We start from the raw sequence: 15,733 nt of genomic DNA on the forward strand, positions 1-15,733 counted from the left end.
GCAGTGAACCCTGCTCACGCACCGCCTAGCACATTTATGGTGAAAGCAAGGATGCCGAGGTTGAACAGGAAAGCGGCAAGGCACTGGGCGGTGACCACCCGCCGCATCGGCGTAGCCGTGACCGACACGTCGGACGTCTGGAAGGTCATGCCGAGGGTGAAGGCGAAATAGAGGAAGTCGCTATAATCCGGTTCCTGTGTGCCCGGAAATTCCAGGCCTCGGCGGTCGTCCCCGCTCTCGCCGCTAAGATAGAAGATATGGGCATAATGCATGGCATAGACGAGGTTCGAGAATAGCCAGGCAAGCGCCAGCGTCGCCAGCAGCAGAGCAATCACGACTGCATTGGGCCCGCCATGCTGGCTGACGGCCGCGCCCACCGCCGCGAGGACCACGAGCGAGACGATGCCGGTCAGAAGCAACATCAGGCGGCGATTGGCGTCATTCACCTGCGCATTGCGGCGCATGTCGTCGGGATCGGCATGGATGAGCGGCAGAGCGGCAATCAGGAAGGCTAATGCCGCGAAGTCGAACCCGGCCATTACGGCTTCGTGCCAGGGCATCAGCCAGGCGAGGGGCAGGGCGGAAAGGAGCAGCGCCAGAAACATGCCATATCGCCAAGGGAAGACCGGCGATCGGGAAGAGGGGCGCTGCATGTCCGCAACAAGCCGCAAAAGCGGCCGCATGGCAAGCCGCGTCAGAGTATGGCGGCAACCAGCCCGAGCGAGGCCGCCTCATTCGCCTCCAGATACCAGTTTTCCGGGGCGCGCTTCAGCACCTCCTCCAGTGAGACGGTGGAGCCCAGGATCAGGTTGGAAAAACCTTCATTTTGGATCGCGATCGACGCCTCAATCTCGTTGAGTGCAGCCTTGAGCGGCGCAATGCAGGTGGAGAGCGGGCCCTGCAAATGAATGTCGCGGGTAATGATGCGTTCATGGATCATGACGCGCGTGCCACGGGTAAGATAGCGGTTCTCCTGCGCGAAAAAGCCCATGAAGGTCGCCCCCGCCGAATAGACGGCGGTCTTGCCCAGGAACACCAACCGCTGGGCAGGCCGGATTTCCGAATGGAAGCGAACATCCTCCCCCATCATCCGCGCGATTTCAGGATCGCCGCCCAGCGTCGAAATCTCGATGACGACCAACCCCTCGCCCGGCGCATTCGCCAGACCATCCTTGAACTGAAGATACATGGATTGATCGACCGTGCCCGAGAGGCGGATGGCCGGGCAGGCGAAGTCCTGGGGGGAAAGCAGGGGCGCTGGCATGGGAGAGCTAAGTCCTTTGTCTTGAACGGATCGCGCTGCACTACGCCCGGCGCGGCAAATGGTGCCGCAAGGACGAACGCTTTTGACTGGCGCGCGGCCCAAGAGGATGTAAAGAACAGATCATGACCAAAAGGTGCGGGGCATGATCGCTAAGCTCAAGGGGCGGCTGGACAGCACGGGGCTGGACCACGCCATCATCGATGTGGGGGGCGTGGGCTATCTGGTCGGCGCGTCATCGAGGACACTGGCCGCGCTGGGGCCGGTCGGTGAAGCGGTGACCGTGCATACCGAAATGCTGGTGTCGGACGATTCGATCCGGCTGGTCGGCTTTGCGCGGGGCGAAGAGCGGGATTGGTTCCGGCTACTGACCGGCGTGCAGGGCGTGGGATCTCGCGTGGCGCTGGCGATCTTGTCCGCGCTGGAGCCGGCGGAACTGCATCGGGCGGTGGCGACCGGCGACAAGACGATGGTGGCGCGCGCCAACGGCGTCGGGCCGAAGCTGGCGCTGCGGATCGTCAATGAACTGAAGGACAAGATCGGCGCGGCTCCAGGGGCCGGCGGCATATTGGGCACAGGTGTCACTCCGGTCGCGGCAGGCGGGCTTGGGGCGGATGCGATCTCGGCGCTGCAGAATCTGGGGTTCAAGCCAGCCGAGGCGAGCAGCGCAGTCGCGGCGGCAGAAGAGGAACTGGGCGAAGGCGCGACGCTGGATGCACTGGTGCGACTGGCGCTCAGAAAGGCGGCGAAGTGACGATGACGCTTATCGGGGAGCGCGCCGCGCATGAGTGAGGATCGGCTGGTCGCCTCGACGCGCCGGGTCGAGGATGTGGACGCGGCGTTGCGGCCCAAGTCGCTGACGGAGTTTATCGGCCAGCAGGCGGCGCGCGAGAATTTGCGCGTTTTTATCGAGGCAGCGAAGCAGCGTGGGGATGCGCTGGACCATGTGCTGTTCTTTGGCCCGCCCGGCCTTGGCAAGACGACGCTTGCGCAGATTGTCGCCAAGGAAATGGGCGTGGGTTTCCGCGCCACATCAGGACCGGTCATTGCCAAGTCGGGCGATCTTGCGGCGCTGCTCACCAATCTGGACGAGGGCGATGTGCTGTTCGTGGACGAGATCCACAGGCTCAATCCCGCGGTCGAGGAAGTGCTTTATCCGGCGATGGAAGACCGGGCGCTGGATCTGATGATCGGGGAAGGTCCGTCCGCCCGATCGGTGCGGATCGACCTGCCCCGCTTTACGCTGGTGGGCGCAACGACGCGGCAGGGGTTGCTGACGACGCCGCTGCGTGACCGTTTCGGCATTCCGGTGCGGCTGCAATTCTATACGGTCGAGGAACTGGAACTGGTGGTGCGGCGCGCGGCGCGGCTGCTGGACCTGGGGATCACATCGGACGGCGCGATCGAAATTGCGCGCCGGTCGCGGGGCACGCCGCGTATTGCGGGACGGCTGCTGCGGCGGGTTCGCGATTTCGCCAATGTCGCGGGTGTGGAGGCGGTGGACGCCAAGGCGGCCGACGCAGCGCTGAGCCGGTTGGAAGTCGATCAACTGGGCCTGGACCTTATGGACCGCCGCTATCTGATGATGATCGCGGATATTTATCGCGGGGGTCCGGTCGGGGTGGAGACGCTGGCGGCGGGCCTGTCCGAGCCGCGCGACACGATCGAAGAAGTAATCGAACCCTATTTGATCCAGCTGGGCCTGATCGCCCGCACAGCACGCGGACGCTGCCTGAACGGGCCGGGCTGGAAGCATCTGGGGCTCAATCCGCCGACCGGGCTGCAGGATGGGCTATTCGATTGAAAATGCGTGACCGCTACGGCACGGCGCGGCTATAGCGGCGGCGGAGCGGATGCGCGCGGGTGACGCGCTCAAATTCAGGAGTTGCGCGGTTTGCGGGCGATCGAACGATATCCCAATCTGGTCACCATGTTCTTTGCTCGCGCCAAGGAAATGGGCGACCTGCCGTTCCTGTGGCGCAAGGCGGCCGGCAACTGGCGGTCGCTCAGCTGGACCGAGGTGGCGCAACAGGTCGCGAGCCTGTCCGCCGCACTCAAGGCGCAGGGCCTGAAGCCCGGCGATCCGGTGATGCTGGTGAGCGAGAACCGGCCGGAATTTTGCATTGCGGACCTTGCCATCATGGCGGCGGGATGCGTCACAGTCCCAACCTACACCACCAACACCACGCGCGATCACCAGCATATCCTGACCGACAGCGGCGCGCGGGCGGTGATCGTATCGACCGCCAAGCTGGCCCAGGCGCTGATGCCCGCGGTGCTGCGGTCGCAGGCGAGCTTCGTCGTCGGGATGGAGCCTCTGCGGGGTACGCAAGGCCATGTGGCCTGCCATTTGTGGACGGACCTGATCGCCTCGCACATCGCCGATCCCGACGCCTGCGCAGCCGAACAGACGGCGGGGCGCGATGATCTGGCCTGCATCATCTACACCAGCGGCACGGGCGGCGCGCCGCGCGGGGTGATGCAACATCATGGGTCGATCCTGTGCAATATCGAGGGCGCGGGACGGCTGGTGGCGGAGGATTTCGGCTGGGACGATGAGGTTTTCCTGTCCTTCCTGCCGCTTAGCCACGCCTATGAACATAGCGGCGGACAGTTTCTGCCGATCATGCTTGCCGCACAAATCTACTATGCTGAGGGGCTGGAAAAACTTGCCAGCAATATCGAGGAAGCGCGGCCGACGATCATGGTCGTCGTGCCCCGCCTGTTCGAAGTGCTGCGCGCCCGCATCATCAAATCGATCGAGAAGCAGGGGAAATTCCCCGCCTACCTGCTAGGTCAGGCGCTCAGGATCGCGGCCAAGGAGCAGAAAGGCGGCCGATCGATCATCGATCTGCCGATGAAGCTGCTGCTTGGCCGGACACTGAAGCCAAAGATCGCGCAACGCTTCGGCGGACGGATGAAGGCGCTGGTGTCAGGCGGCGCTCCGCTCAATCCCGATGTGGGGCTGTTTTTCGACGCAATGGGGCTGACGCTGCTGCAAGGCTATGGCCAGACCGAAGCGGGGCCGGTGGTCAGCTGCAACAGGCCGAAGGCAGGCATTGCGATGGATACGGTGGGCCCGCCGCTGGACGGCGTGCAAGTGCGGATCGCCGAGGATGGCGAGATATTGGTGCGCGGCGAGTTGGTGATGCACGGCTATTGGCGCAATGCGGCCGAAACCGAAAAGGCGCTGAAGGAAGGCTGGCTGCATACCGGGGATATTGGCGAGATCGACGCCAAGGGGCGCATCCGTATCACGGATCGCAAGAAAGACCTGATCGTCAATGACAAGGGCGACAATGTCTCCCCTCAAAAGGTCGAAGGAATGCTGACGTTGCAGCCGGAAATCGGCCAGGCCATGGTCTATGGCGACCGCCGGCCGCATCTGGTCGGGCTGCTGGTGCCGGACGCCGAATGGACGCGCGAATGGGCGGCTGCGCGCGGCTGTCCGCCAGAGGAAGTCGCGGCCGACGCAGCCTATCAGGCGGCTCTGCGCGCAGCGGTTGATCGCGTGAATGAAGATCTGTCCGTCATCGAGCGGGTGCGGCGCATCATCCTGGCGGACGAGCCTTTCACCATCGACAATGGCGAGATGACGCCGTCGATGAAAATCCGGCGCCACGTCATCCGCGCACGGTATCAAGAACGGCTGGACGCGCTCTACAAGGCTTAACAGTCAGCGGCCAGGCGTACGATAGGGCGTGAAGGAGCCGAGCGCGCAACCGCCGGTGATCGATCCTGTAACAAGGTCCGCGCTTCGCGCCATGTCGCCGCGGCAATATTGCGTACCGTAGGTCCTGACGACGAGGGTGTCGCCGCGCGAAAGGCCCGAGCAGGAGCCGATCAGGTCGTTGCGGTAAACCAGCCGCCCGCTGACGCGATAGAGCAGCACGCTGTCGCTAATCGCGGTGAGGCTGGCGGCGGGATAGCGATTAACGCAACTCACCGGCTCACCCGCTACCTTTCCCTGAAGCGCCGCTTCGAGACGGGCAGCCTGTTTTTCGGTCAGGCGGGAAGGTTCATTGCCGCCAGCGCAGGCCGCCAATAGCAGCGGCACCAGATATACCCATTTCCGCATGGCACTTCTCCAGCTTGTCTCCTCAAAGGAGACGATGGAGTAACGCTGGAACCGTCAGGCGGTATCCTTGGCCGTGCGGCGACGGGCGAGTTCCGCGACATCGCCAGCCCGCATGAAGATGTTGGTCGCACGCTCCTGCCCGATGCTGGTCGGAACGGTGGCCTCCCCCCGTGCGCGGGCGGCATCGACTTCCCTCATGCGCGCGATCAGCGCCTGATTGCCAGGCTCAATCGTCAGGGCAAAGCGGCCGTTACCCTGCGTATATTCATGGGCGCAATAAACGGCCGTATCGTCCGGGAGCGCCGCGAAGCGCGCCATATTGGCGAACATCTGGTCCGCCGTTCCTTCGAACAGCCGCCCGCAGCCCATCGCGAACAGCGTATCGCCCACGAAGATGATGCCGTCGTCCGCCAGATGATAGGCGATGTGCCCAGCGGTATGCGCAGGCACTTCCATGGCGGTGGCGACATGATCGCCGATGCGGACCTCATCCCCCTCACCCACCTGCCGGTCGAGCGTGCCGATCTTGGCCGCTTCGGCGGCAGGGCCGGTGATGCGGCAACCGGTCGCGGCTTTGATCGCGGCATTGCCGCCGACATGATCGCCGTGCCAATGGGTGTTCCAGATCTGGCTGATCGTCCAGCCATGCTCTGCCGCCGCCTTGAGCACCGGGTCGGCGACGGCGGGATCGACAACGACGGTCTCACCGCTGACATCGTCATGCAGCAGCCAGACATAATTGTCGGAGAGCACGGGGACGCGGACGACCTGCAGCATGGCGCTCACCAATGGCCGCTGTTGGGCATGGACAGCCAGGGCTCGGCTGGCTCCAGATGGCCGTCCTGCAGCAACTCGATGGAAATATTGTCGGGTGTGCGGACGAACGCCATGTGGCCGTCGCGGGGCGGACGGTTGATGGTGACGCCCGCGTCCATAAGCCGCTGGCAGACGTCGTAGATATTATCGACGCGGTAGGCGAGGTGCCCGAAATTGCGGCCCTCGCCATAGGATTCGCCTGCGCTGCCATCTTCGGGGGGCCAGTTGTAGGTGAGTTCAACCTGCGCCTCCTCATCCCCCGGCGCAGCGAGGAAGACAAGCGTGTAGCGGCCCTGTTCATTGTCGAAGCGTTTCTGCTCCTGAAGGCCGAGCAGGTTGAAGAATGCGATCGTGCGGTCGACGTCAGTCACCCGGATCATCGTGTGGAGATATTTAGTCAAGGAGCGCTCCATTCGTCGCCGTAAAGCAACGGTTCATCTCTGATAAGGCAGGTATGATCGCAAGATAGGGCGGCGTGGGTCTGGATGAAAGAGGAGAGGCAGATGGGGCTGGAGTATCGCGACAAGGTGCTGCTGGGCTGTGCCGGATTGCTGGCGCTGGGGCTGGTGAGCGGCGGCTATCTGCTGGGCGACGGATTGAAGCGCGCGAAGGCCGCCGACCGGTCCGTCACGGTGCGGGGCCTGGCCGAGCGCAATGTGACGGCCGACCTTGCCACCTGGTCGATCAGCTATGCGGCGACCGGCTTCGACCTGCCCGCCGTCAGGGCGGAGATCGACAATAATACCAAGGAACTGAAAGCCTATTTCGCGAGCCTCGGCTTCAAGCCCGAGGCGCTGGCCCCCACTGGCGCGGGGGTCAATCAATATATCAACAATGGCGTGAACACGATCACCATCACGCAGCGTGTGCTTTTGCGCACGACCGACATAGCCCGCGCTCAGCGGGCGGTGGCGCAGCAGTTCGACCTGGTCCGGCGCGGCGTGACGCTGCAGGAAGGATCCGGCATGCGCTACAGCTTCACCAAGCTGAACGACATCAAGCCCCCGATGGTGGCTGCCGCGACCAAGGACGCCCGCGCTGCAGCCGAGCAATTTGCGCGCGACAGCGGAGCGAGCGTCGGCGGGATCAAGAGCGCGACGCAGGGCTATTTCTCCATCGACCCGCGCGATGGCGAGGGTGATGGATCAAGCGACACGCCTTACAAGAAGGTGCGCGTGGTCACGACGGTCGATTTCTACCTGAATTGACGCCGTCAGCGCGGCGGGGCGGCGGCTGGCAGGCGGGTGAGATTGTCTGCGGCCGCCTTGCCCGCCGGGGATTCAGGAGCGAGCTTCACCGCACGCTGCCAGGCGGAACGAGCAATGTCGGCATGATCGGTGAGGACCGCGATATTGCCCTCCTCCAGCGTGACGGAGGCATCGTCCGGCGACAGTTGCACCGCGCGGGCGATATGCGCCTGGGCGAGCTTCAATTCTCCCGACCGGCGCGCGAGCGTGGCGGACAGCAGCCAGGCGAGAGGATCCTGCGGCACCTGCGTCAACGCGACGTCAAGGGAATCCCGCGCGGCCTTGATGTCGCCCAAGGCTACCAGAGCGCGGGCGCGGTCGAGATGGGTTTCACCCTTTTCGATGCCGTCGGGCAGACCGCGGGCCAGCGCTGCGTCGAAGCTGGTGCGCGCCTTGGCCGGATCGCCAGACGCGAGGGCCGCGTTGCCCTCCTGTGCCCATAGGCGCGCGCTCTGGGCCATCTCCCCGCTCCGTTCGGCCTCGTCCGCAGCCTGTTCGAAAGCGACAATGGCGGGCGCCCACCGTTCGGCGCGGGCATAGGCGAAGCCCATGCAATGACGGGCATAGAAGCTGCCGCCTTCCAGCCGCCACTTTTGCGCGAAAGCAACGCCCTGGTCTGGCGATTCCAGCGCTTGGTCCAGGCAGGCCTGGAAAGGCTTTGCGAATTTCTCTGGAACAGGAATGCGGCCGTCCCCGGCTGCTTTCGCAGACGCCGGGGCGGATGGCGCGGCTGGCGCTGGCCGCTCCTTTTTCGGGCGGTTCAGCACCGCCTCGGTTTCCGGATCATAGGCTTGCGGCGTCAGGAGCAGCAGGGGAAGGAAGAAAGGCATCAGAGCGTGTCCAAAAGGCTGCCGATCATATGGATCAGCAACGCAATGTCCCCGTCGCGAGACAGGCGATGGTCGCCGTCCTTAATCAGTAGCGTCTGCACATCATATGAACGCAGCCGCTGGGCCAACCGCACTGCCGTTTGCCAGGGGACATCCCGGTCCTCCTGCCCCTGGAGCAGGCGCACGGGACAATCGATCGCAATCTCCGCGCCCAGCAGGCGCAGCGACTGGCCCGACTGCCAGAAGGCAAGCGTGGTAACGAGGGGATCGTCGCCATAGGGCGTGGGCTCCAGAAGCCGTCCCTCCGTCATGAGCAGCGCCTTGTCCGCATCGCTGAAGCCCCATTCGGTGAAGTCCGGCGCTGCCGCGATGCCAACGAGCCCCGCCACGCGGTCGGGCCGGGCGAGCGCGATCAGCAAGGCGAGCCAACCGCCCATCGACGATCCGACGAGCAGCAGCGGCCCCTGCGTCAGCGCATCGATCAGCAACAGCGCGTCGTCGCGCCAACTGGCGAGCGTACCATCTTCGAACCGGCCCTCGCTGGCGCCATTGCCTGCATAATCCAACCGCAGCATCGCCCGGCCCGTCTCAGCTGCCCAGGTGTCGATGGCCACCGCTTTGCTACCTTCCATGTCGGACATGTAGCCGGGCAGAAAGACGATCGTGGGCTCCGCGCCAGCACGATGGCGATAGGCCAGCCGGACGCCATCGGGACGGGCGAACAGCGTCGGCGGCGCGGCTTGGGCAGGGCTCATGAGCAGTCTCCGGTTGATGCAGGAAGCATCCTGCTTCGCGCCAATAGAAGCTGATGCGCAGAAAACCAGAAAGGAAGCAAAATAATGGCATGGGCGCGATTGACAGGGTGAAGGCCAAAGGCTAATCGCGCCCACCTACCCCGTGCCCAGATGGCGGAATTGGTAGACGCACCAGCTTCAGGTGCTGGCGATCGCAAGGTCGTGGAGGTTCGAGTCCTCTTCTGGGCACCATTTGTTCTCCCGGAGAAATCCACAGAGATAGAAAACCGCTGAATTCAGCGGTTTTTTTATATCTCGCGTCCGCTGGTTTCCGCTTGTGGATTTAGGAAATCGGGATACCTGAGGGCGTCTTCGCGGGTATCAGCCGGCATGGCCAGATGAGTGACCCGCCGGTGACGCCGGTACCGTTCCTCCGCGCACCTCACCGTCACGAGTTTAAGCATCAGCAACTCCGGCCCTCGGACAATCAGTTCTATTGACGGAGGGCGACGTCGCATTTAGCGGCGCAGGCGCAGACCACTTGAAGAGTAGGTCTGCAACGCAATCTGAACGTGAAGGCCCGGCCGCGTGTGGCGATTGGCCGTTGCAAAAGGACGGGACTATGCTGCTACCGGGCCTGGCCGCAGGAATGTTGATGATGGGTGCGCAGGCGGCGACACAGGATGCACCGGCGCCCCAACCGTCGCCGCTGGTGGACGTGGCAAGCGCCAGAGTCGCTCTGGGTATAGCCGTAGCTCCTCCCTCGGCGAACGGCGCGGACGACCAGATCCATGACATCGTCGTGACCGGCGCAGAACGGGCTCCGCCTGGAGACCCGTTTGAAAATCTCAATGCCAAAAGCTTCGAGGCGGTTCAGTCCGTGGACAGAGCAGTGGTCGAGCCAGTGGCGAAAGCCTATAATAAGGGCCTGCCCAAGCCAGTCCGCAAAGGCTTTCGCAACTTCTTCGCCAACTTGCAGGAACCGGTGGTCTTCGCGGCTTATATGCTGCAGCTGAAGCCCGGCAAGGCAATGGAAACAGCCGGGCGCTTCACCATCAACTCGACGCTGGGCGTCGCTGGGCTGTTCGACATGGCAAAGCGCAAGCCCTTTTTCCTGCCCTATCGTCCCAACGGTCTGGCCAATGTGCTGGGCTATTATGGCGTTGGACCAGGTCCCTATATGTATCTGCCGATCGTTGGACCAACGACTTTGCGGGATATCATCGGCGACACCGTGGACAAGATGGCAGTGCCTTTCCTGATCGGAAAGCCATTCACCAAACCCGCCTATGTCATTCCGGCGACGATCCTCAACCAGCTTGGCGAGCGTGCCGCTTTTGACGACACCGTCCAGCATATCCGCAAGGAAGATGATCCCTATGCTGCCTATCGCGACTTGTATCTGAAGCAGCGCAAGGCGGAGATCGAGGCGCTTCACGGCCGCACCAGCGGCGATGTGGTGCCGATTTACGGGCGACGGATGGGAGAAGGTGACGCAGCCCGGCAATAGCCGTCAAAGACTTCATTCTCGAGGCTGATCGAACTTCGGTGCCGAGGTGCAGGTAGTCAGTTCGTACACTGCTCAGGACCGGATGAAACGCCAATGCACAGCGTCGCTCTCAGCCGGGTCGAACCGATATCCGTCACTGTCGAAGCCGCGCATGGCCTCAACGTCGGTTATATGATGTTCGCACATCCACCGCGCCATCATGCCCCGCGCCTTCTTCGCATTGAAGCTCACGAAACGAGGCCCGTTGGGACCGGGCTCGCGAAAATCAACGTGGATCACGCGCAGGCCTTGGAGCCTGCCCTCGACAGCCGCGAAATATTCTTGGCTGGCCAGATTGAGCACGACACCCGATCCCTCTTCCGCGACCTGCGCACGTAGCAGCGCGGCAATTCGATCGCCCCACCAGTCGGTCAGCTTCCTGTGGCGGGGCGCCCATCGGGTTCCCATTTCCAGGCGATAGGGCCTAACAGCGTCAAGAGGTCGGAGTAAACCATACAGCCCCGAAAGCATCCGCACATGATCCTGTGCAAAAGCGACGCCGGCTTCGTCGAGCGTGTCAACCTCGAAGCCGGTATATACGTCACCGGCAAAAGCATAGAGCGCCTGCCTTTGAGGTAAGTCGGCGAAGTCACGAAAGCGGTCTGCATTGAGTTTCGCGAGGCGCGGCGAAATATGCATCAGCTCTGCAAGCTGCTTCTGCGACAGATTTGCCGCTGAACGGGCGAGGCTGCGCGCCTCCTCCGCAAAATGCGGGACAGTAACCGTCAGGGGCGGCAACGCACGCTCGAAGTCGAGCGTCTTCGCTGGAGATAGCAGAACGATCATAGCTTCCGCGGTAGCTGCGGCTCCACCGGGGGTCAAACCATCGATCTTGTTTCCCGACCCCAAACATATACCGGTGTCGAGCAAATGAAGGAAACGGGCATATTAGCCACGTTTGGCTTGAACATACTGCCCCCTCTGTCTCCACCGCTGTGAAGGCAGCAACATGCCCCGGACGGCTCGGCGACAGCGACCGGCCTGTTTTTTGTGATTCAGCCTAGTGGCGGCAAGAGCTGGATCTGCCGGGTACAGAAGAATGGCAACCGGCATGACTTTGGTCTGAGCAGTGCATCCAAGGTCTCGCTAGAGACAGCCCGGGAGCGATCGCGAGAAATCCGCGCCTGGGTCGAACTCGGGCTCGACCCGATATTCGAGCGGAGCAAGGCGCCGGCAGGCGGCAGCCGGGGTGATCGCCGCCCACAGCAAGAAATGGCGAATGAGAAGCACGAGAAGCAATGGTCGCAAACGCTCGAGACCTACATGTTCCCCCAGATCGACCATGTGCAGGTTCATGAAATCACCTGGCCCATGATCCGGAATGCGCTGTCGGATAGCCGCGAGTTCGACAAAAGCGCGGCGTGCTGATGAAGTCCTTCCCGCGCATCGTGCTCGACGAGATTGTCGGGCATGAAGGACGCCGTGATTTGGCCGTCCGCTTCTTCGGTGGCCATGTTCGCAATGATGACGATTTCGACCAAGGCGAAGATCAGCTGGGTGAGAGACCAAGGGCTAAGCTTCGGGCCAGTTCAGGCGTGAAACCACCTCTATCAGATGACCTTCCGGATCGGCCACGAAGCCGACGCGTACGCCGTGGTCAGGGATGTCGCAGATGGGGCGCGCCAAGGTGCCGCCCGCGAGACGCGCGCGCTCGACCAGCGCATCGATATCGTCCGTGTGGAACCCCAATATGGTTTCGCCGAGCGGCGGAGAGTTGCGGTCTAGGAATTTGATCAGCGTCAGCGAGGGCCCTCCCTTGGCCGTGCAGCAAAAGGTGATCTCATCAATCGGCCCGCCAGAGCTTGCCGATTTGTCACGCGTGACGCGCGCGCCATCCACCAGGCCGAAGACAGCCCGGTAGAAGGCTGCGGATCGTTCAAGATCCTGGACGGCGAGCTTGCAGAAACCGAAATGCGACAATGTGGCGCCCGATGGCTCCCTGATATCTGGCAAGGTGTGATCCTCCTGAAAGCGGATGAAGATGATGCGGACGTCAGCGGTCGAGCAGGATCAGCGCGTCGGCAGCGACCGCGCGGCCGTTAGCCACGCGTATTGGGTTGGCGTCCACTTCCGCGACTTCCGGAAGTTCCATAGCCAGCTGGCCGAGCCCAAGCAGCGTCGCGACAATCGCATCGATTTCCGCTTCCTCCAGCCCGCGCCGTGCGTTTACGATCCGGCCCCCGCAAAGCCGCTGCACCGCCTTACGCGCGCTGGCCCGGTCGAAGGGCGGACGGAGCATGACCATGTCGGCAAGCATTTCGACCAGAACGCCGCCCATGCCGACCATGACGACGGGCCCGAACACCTGATCCCGCTTGATCCCCGCGGTAAGTTCGATCCGGGCAGGCACCATTTCTTGAACCAATATGCCCTCTATCCTGGCGGACGGGGCGTGGCGGCGTACATCCGCGAGCATCGCTTCCGCCTCATCCCCCGCGCGGTCAGGTGTGACGGCAATGCGCACGCCACCGGCATCGGACTTGTGCGGCAGGTCTATGCTCATCGCCTTCAGCACCAGAACGCCGCCGATTTCCTGCGCCGCCAAGGCGGCATCGGCCGGCGTGGCGACGAGGCGCTCCCGAGTAACGGGGATGCCATATTCGGCAAACAGCCGCTTACCCTGATGCTCCATCAGAAGAGCGCTGCCGGTCTGGCTCAAGAGCCTTCGCGCCTGGACGATACGGCTCGGATCGGCTGCTTCCGCACGGCAGGGTGTCGGCCGGTCGAGCGATTGACGGGCGAGCGCGCCCAAGGTGCGTACCGCCCGGCGAGGGTCCAGATAGAGCGGCGTGCCGGCATCGCTGACGAACGGAACGATGCCCGTACAGAGGAGCGAAACGGGTTTGGCGCTCCGCTGATCCAGGCTGACCATCGCCTGCAACTGCCCCGTCGCCTGTTCCCAAGCGACCGTGGCCACCATGTCCACGCTGGCGCTGTTTTCCAGTATCGTGAGCAGATTGGGGATGGCGTCGGGCTTGGCCATGACTTGGGCGGTGGTGTCGACCGGGTTGGAAACATTGCCGAAGAAGGGCTGAGGCATTTGCGCCAGCAGCGCTTGCTGATCCTCCTGCGGCAATAACGGCACGGTCAGCCCTGCGCGGGATGCCTCGTCCGCCAGCAGGACACCAGCGCCGCCCGAAGTAGTGACGATCGCGAGCCGTCGCCCAGCCGTGCGCTTGCCGGTCTGGAACATGAGGCCAAGGTCCAGCATATCCTGCATGGTCTCAGCGACATGGACGCCATATTGATCGCAGACCGCGTCCAGCACCTCGGCGGACCCGGCAATCGCGCCGGTATGACTGACGGCGGCTCGGGCAGCGTCCTCGCTCCGCCCGGCCTTGAGCAGAATGATGGGCTTGTCGAGCAGCAACGCCCTTTCGGCGGTTTCGATGAACAGGTCGGGATGGCGCAATGTTTCCACGGAGGCGAGCAGGACCTTCACCTCCGGCTGTTCGACGAGGTAGCGCAGGATCATCGCGACGCTGCTGTCGGCTTCATTTCCTGTGCTGACGAACCAGCCAAGCCCAAGCCCGGCCTTGATCGCCATCGCGGCGATATAGGAGCCGAAGCCGCCGCTCTGCGACACCAGCGCCACGCCGCCTGCACGGGGCAAAGGGGCGCTGGGATCAAGCGAGAAATTCGCCATGACCCCGCCATGGACGTTCATGAAGCCGATGCAGTTGGGGCCGATCAGACGCAGGCCCGTGCGGCGCGCGATGGTCGCGACGCGGTCCTGCAGCAACACCCCCTCGCCGCCGACCTCTGCGAAACCCGACGTCACGATCACCGCCCCGCCGACATGTGCGGCCGCTGCTTCCTCGATCACGTCCGGCACTGCCTGGCCCGGTATGGCGATTACCGCCAGATCGACCGGCCGCCCGATTGCGGTGAGCGATGGGAAGGCGGCCACCCCCATGATGTCAGGTTCGGAAGGATGCACGGGATAAAGCTGGCCCCCGAATGCGCGTTTGAGGTTGGCGAACATGACACCGCCGATCCGCCCCAACTGGTTCGACGCCCCGACCATCGCGATCGAGCGGGGCGACAGCAGGCGGCGCATGGCGTCATGTGCCACACTGCCTTCGTCCCTTTGCAGGATCTGGGTGTCGGACATCGGCTCTCCTCAACGGCAATTCTTTCGTCCGGGAAGGATTAGGAGCGAGATCCCCGAGCCGCATAGTCCCGAGGGACTACCGGCGCCGAAAACGGCCGGGGCGGACGAACGCTGTGCGCTTTGCAACCAAGGTAGTCCCGCCGGACGATGCGCCGAGAGACTTTGCAATCGACTGCTGCGCCCCTCGTAAAGCGAGGAGGACAAGATGGCACAATCAGAAGGGCGCGATGCTGCCCAGGTCTTCGGCGCGGGGTTGGCTGTCATCACGGGTGCAGGTGCCGGCATCGGCGCGGGCCTGGCGACAAAACTGGCGAGCCTGGGCATGACCGTGGTGGTTGCTGATATTTCAGCTGATCGTGCCGCTGCGACCGCGTCCAGCATCACCGAAGCCGGAGGCAAAGCCCACCCCATCGTGGCCGATGTGGCGGACCCTGACGAGATGGATCGCTTCGCCCAGACGGTGCAAAATCGCTTTGGGCAGGTCCGGATACTCATCAACAATGCCGGGATCGAGACGGTCGGCTTCACCTGGGAAATTCCCGCGGACCGCTGGGACGCGACGCTTAACATCAATATCCACGGAGTCGTCCATGGATGTCGCGCCTTCCTGCCGGGAATGATCGCCAGTGGGCAGGAATGCTGGGTGGCCAACCTTGCATCGGTCGGCGGCTTTGGGCAGATGCCGATCCAGACATCCTACATCATGAGCAAGCATGCGGTGCAATCCTTCACCGAATGCCTGGCGCTGGAAATCGGTCTGACCGGCGCGCCCGTTCATGTGTCCTCGATCATCCCGGGCATGGTGCGCACGCGGATTTTCGACGCCACGGCCGCGGACCAAGGGCCCATCGCAGTCGCGCACCGCACTATCATGCGCGAAACGATGGCGGCCCATGGCATGGATCTGGACAAAGCCTGCGAGCGGATCGTCGATCAGCTTGCGGCAGGTGCATTTTGGATATCGACCCAGCCGCGCATGACGCAGATGTTTCTGGACAAGCGGATCGCCTTCCTGCGGGATCAGCAACAACCGCAGATCAGCGATGAACTGGCGCCTTTGTTCGCGGAGCTGAAGGCAGATGGCTGACAGAAGCACAAACAGCT

Annotated in this window: 18 protein-coding genes and 1 tRNA gene; 8 read left to right on the forward strand and 11 right to left on the reverse strand. The window is 63.3% G+C overall.

The features are described 5' to 3' along the window. Nucleotides 1-14: 14 nt before the first annotated feature. Both ACZ5Y5_RS11505 and ACZ5Y5_RS11510 read right to left on the reverse strand, forming a co-directional pair. Nucleotides 15-653: a DUF1345 domain-containing protein gene (locus ACZ5Y5_RS11505; protein ID WP_464808758.1), complete on the reverse strand. Its 639-nt coding sequence runs from the start codon at nucleotides 651-653 to the stop codon at nucleotides 15-17. Between the two features lie 41 nt (nucleotides 654-694). Then, entirely contained in the window at nucleotides 695-1,264 is a 570-nt protein-coding gene (locus ACZ5Y5_RS11510) for a peptidase S14 (protein ID WP_464808759.1), read from the reverse strand. 142 nt (nucleotides 1,265-1,406) lie between these two features. Between ACZ5Y5_RS11510 and ruvA the strand changes: the two genes are divergently transcribed. From ruvA to ACZ5Y5_RS11525, 3 genes are all read left to right on the forward strand, one after another. Then, the gene (ruvA, locus tag ACZ5Y5_RS11515; RefSeq protein WP_464808760.1) at nucleotides 1,407-2,015 is read left to right on the forward strand and encodes a Holliday junction branch migration protein RuvA; all 609 of its coding nucleotides are present in this window, start codon (nucleotides 1,407-1,409) and stop codon (nucleotides 2,013-2,015) included. Between the two features lie 30 nt (nucleotides 2,016-2,045). Further along, nucleotides 2,046-3,065 (forward strand): Holliday junction branch migration DNA helicase RuvB, encoded by a 1,020-nt coding sequence (gene ruvB, locus ACZ5Y5_RS11520; protein WP_464808761.1) that lies wholly within the window; start codon nucleotides 2,046-2,048, stop codon nucleotides 3,063-3,065. A 126-nt stretch (nucleotides 3,066-3,191) separates the two neighbouring features. Beyond that, nucleotides 3,192-4,934: an AMP-dependent synthetase/ligase gene (locus tag ACZ5Y5_RS11525; protein ID WP_464810536.1), complete on the forward strand. Its 1,743-nt coding sequence runs from the start codon at nucleotides 3,192-3,194 to the stop codon at nucleotides 4,932-4,934. Between the two features lie 3 nt (nucleotides 4,935-4,937). Here ACZ5Y5_RS11525 and ACZ5Y5_RS11530 read toward each other — a convergent pair whose 3' ends face one another. From ACZ5Y5_RS11530 to ACZ5Y5_RS11540, 3 genes are read right to left on the reverse strand one after another with little or no spacing between them, the layout of a single operon-like run. Further along, nucleotides 4,938-5,339 (reverse strand): hypothetical protein, encoded by a 402-nt coding sequence (locus tag ACZ5Y5_RS11530; RefSeq protein WP_464808762.1) that lies wholly within the window; start codon nucleotides 5,337-5,339, stop codon nucleotides 4,938-4,940. 54 nt (nucleotides 5,340-5,393) lie between these two features. Then, nucleotides 5,394-6,116: a hydroxyacylglutathione hydrolase gene (gloB, locus tag ACZ5Y5_RS11535; protein WP_464810537.1), complete on the reverse strand. Its 723-nt coding sequence runs from the start codon at nucleotides 6,114-6,116 to the stop codon at nucleotides 5,394-5,396. 5 nt (nucleotides 6,117-6,121) lie between these two features. Further along, a complete protein-coding gene (locus ACZ5Y5_RS11540; protein ID WP_464808763.1) occupies nucleotides 6,122-6,556 on the reverse strand; it encodes a VOC family protein in 435 nt (144 codons plus the stop codon). Between the two features lie 102 nt (nucleotides 6,557-6,658). On the opposite strand from ACZ5Y5_RS11540, the gene ACZ5Y5_RS11545 reads away from it, so the two are divergent. Next, nucleotides 6,659-7,363: an SIMPL domain-containing protein gene (locus tag ACZ5Y5_RS11545; RefSeq protein ID WP_464808764.1), complete on the forward strand. Its 705-nt coding sequence runs from the start codon at nucleotides 6,659-6,661 to the stop codon at nucleotides 7,361-7,363. A 5-nt stretch (nucleotides 7,364-7,368) separates the two neighbouring features. Here ACZ5Y5_RS11545 and ACZ5Y5_RS11550 read toward each other — a convergent pair whose 3' ends face one another. Both ACZ5Y5_RS11550 and ACZ5Y5_RS11555 read right to left on the reverse strand, forming a co-directional pair. Continuing rightward, on the reverse strand, nucleotides 7,369-8,232 hold the full coding sequence (locus ACZ5Y5_RS11550; protein WP_464808765.1) for a tetratricopeptide repeat protein: 864 nt from the start codon (nucleotides 8,230-8,232) through the stop codon (nucleotides 7,369-7,371). Next, nucleotides 8,232-8,987 (reverse strand): alpha/beta fold hydrolase, encoded by a 756-nt coding sequence (locus tag ACZ5Y5_RS11555; protein ID WP_464808766.1) that lies wholly within the window; start codon nucleotides 8,985-8,987, stop codon nucleotides 8,232-8,234. The genes ACZ5Y5_RS11550 and ACZ5Y5_RS11555 overlap by 1 nt, the downstream gene beginning before the upstream one ends. Nucleotides 8,988-9,131: 144 nt before the next feature. Here ACZ5Y5_RS11555 and ACZ5Y5_RS11560 point away from each other — a divergent pair. Both ACZ5Y5_RS11560 and ACZ5Y5_RS11565 read left to right on the forward strand, forming a co-directional pair. Next, a tRNA-Leu gene (locus tag ACZ5Y5_RS11560) sits at nucleotides 9,132-9,218 on the forward strand. 370 nt (nucleotides 9,219-9,588) lie between these two features. Continuing rightward, nucleotides 9,589-10,476, forward strand: a complete 888-nt coding sequence (locus ACZ5Y5_RS11565) for an MlaA family lipoprotein (protein WP_464808767.1) — start codon at nucleotides 9,589-9,591, stop codon at nucleotides 10,474-10,476. A 72-nt stretch (nucleotides 10,477-10,548) separates the two neighbouring features. Here the strand turns inward: ACZ5Y5_RS11565 and yaaA are convergent, their stop codons facing one another. Next, on the reverse strand, nucleotides 10,549-11,301 hold the full coding sequence (gene yaaA, locus ACZ5Y5_RS11570) for a peroxide stress protein YaaA (protein ID WP_464808768.1): 753 nt from the start codon (nucleotides 11,299-11,301) through the stop codon (nucleotides 10,549-10,551). Nucleotides 11,302-11,505: 204 nt separating this feature from the next. Here yaaA and ACZ5Y5_RS11575 point away from each other — a divergent pair, with 204 nt between their 5' ends. Further along, a complete protein-coding gene (locus ACZ5Y5_RS11575; protein ID WP_464808769.1) occupies nucleotides 11,506-11,883 on the forward strand; it encodes an Arm DNA-binding domain-containing protein in 378 nt (125 codons plus the stop codon). Here ACZ5Y5_RS11575 and ACZ5Y5_RS11580 read toward each other — a convergent pair. The 3 genes from ACZ5Y5_RS11580 to ACZ5Y5_RS11590 are packed head-to-tail and all read right to left on the reverse strand — an operon-like array spanning nucleotide 11,808 to nucleotide 14,629. Then, complete coding sequence (locus tag ACZ5Y5_RS11580) at nucleotides 11,808-11,996, reverse strand: hypothetical protein (RefSeq protein ID WP_464810558.1); 189 nt, start codon at nucleotides 11,994-11,996, stop codon at nucleotides 11,808-11,810. The genes ACZ5Y5_RS11575 and ACZ5Y5_RS11580 overlap by 76 nt on opposite strands. 31 nt (nucleotides 11,997-12,027) lie before the next feature. Then, nucleotides 12,028-12,468 carry a VOC family protein gene (locus ACZ5Y5_RS11585; RefSeq protein ID WP_464808770.1) on the reverse strand — a complete coding sequence of 147 codons (441 nt, stop codon included), beginning with the start codon at nucleotides 12,466-12,468 and terminating at the stop codon, nucleotides 12,028-12,030. 40 nt (nucleotides 12,469-12,508) lie between these two features. Continuing rightward, a complete protein-coding gene (locus tag ACZ5Y5_RS11590; RefSeq protein ID WP_464808771.1) occupies nucleotides 12,509-14,629 on the reverse strand; it encodes an acetate--CoA ligase family protein in 2,121 nt (706 codons plus the stop codon). Nucleotides 14,630-14,834: 205 nt separating this feature from the next. Between ACZ5Y5_RS11590 and ACZ5Y5_RS11595 the strand changes: the two genes are divergently transcribed. After that, complete coding sequence (locus ACZ5Y5_RS11595; RefSeq protein WP_464808772.1) at nucleotides 14,835-15,716, forward strand: SDR family NAD(P)-dependent oxidoreductase; 882 nt, start codon at nucleotides 14,835-14,837, stop codon at nucleotides 15,714-15,716. Nucleotides 15,717-15,733: the final 17 nt, after the last annotated feature.

It is taken from the genome of Sphingobium sp. TomTYG65 (assembly GCF_055395525.1).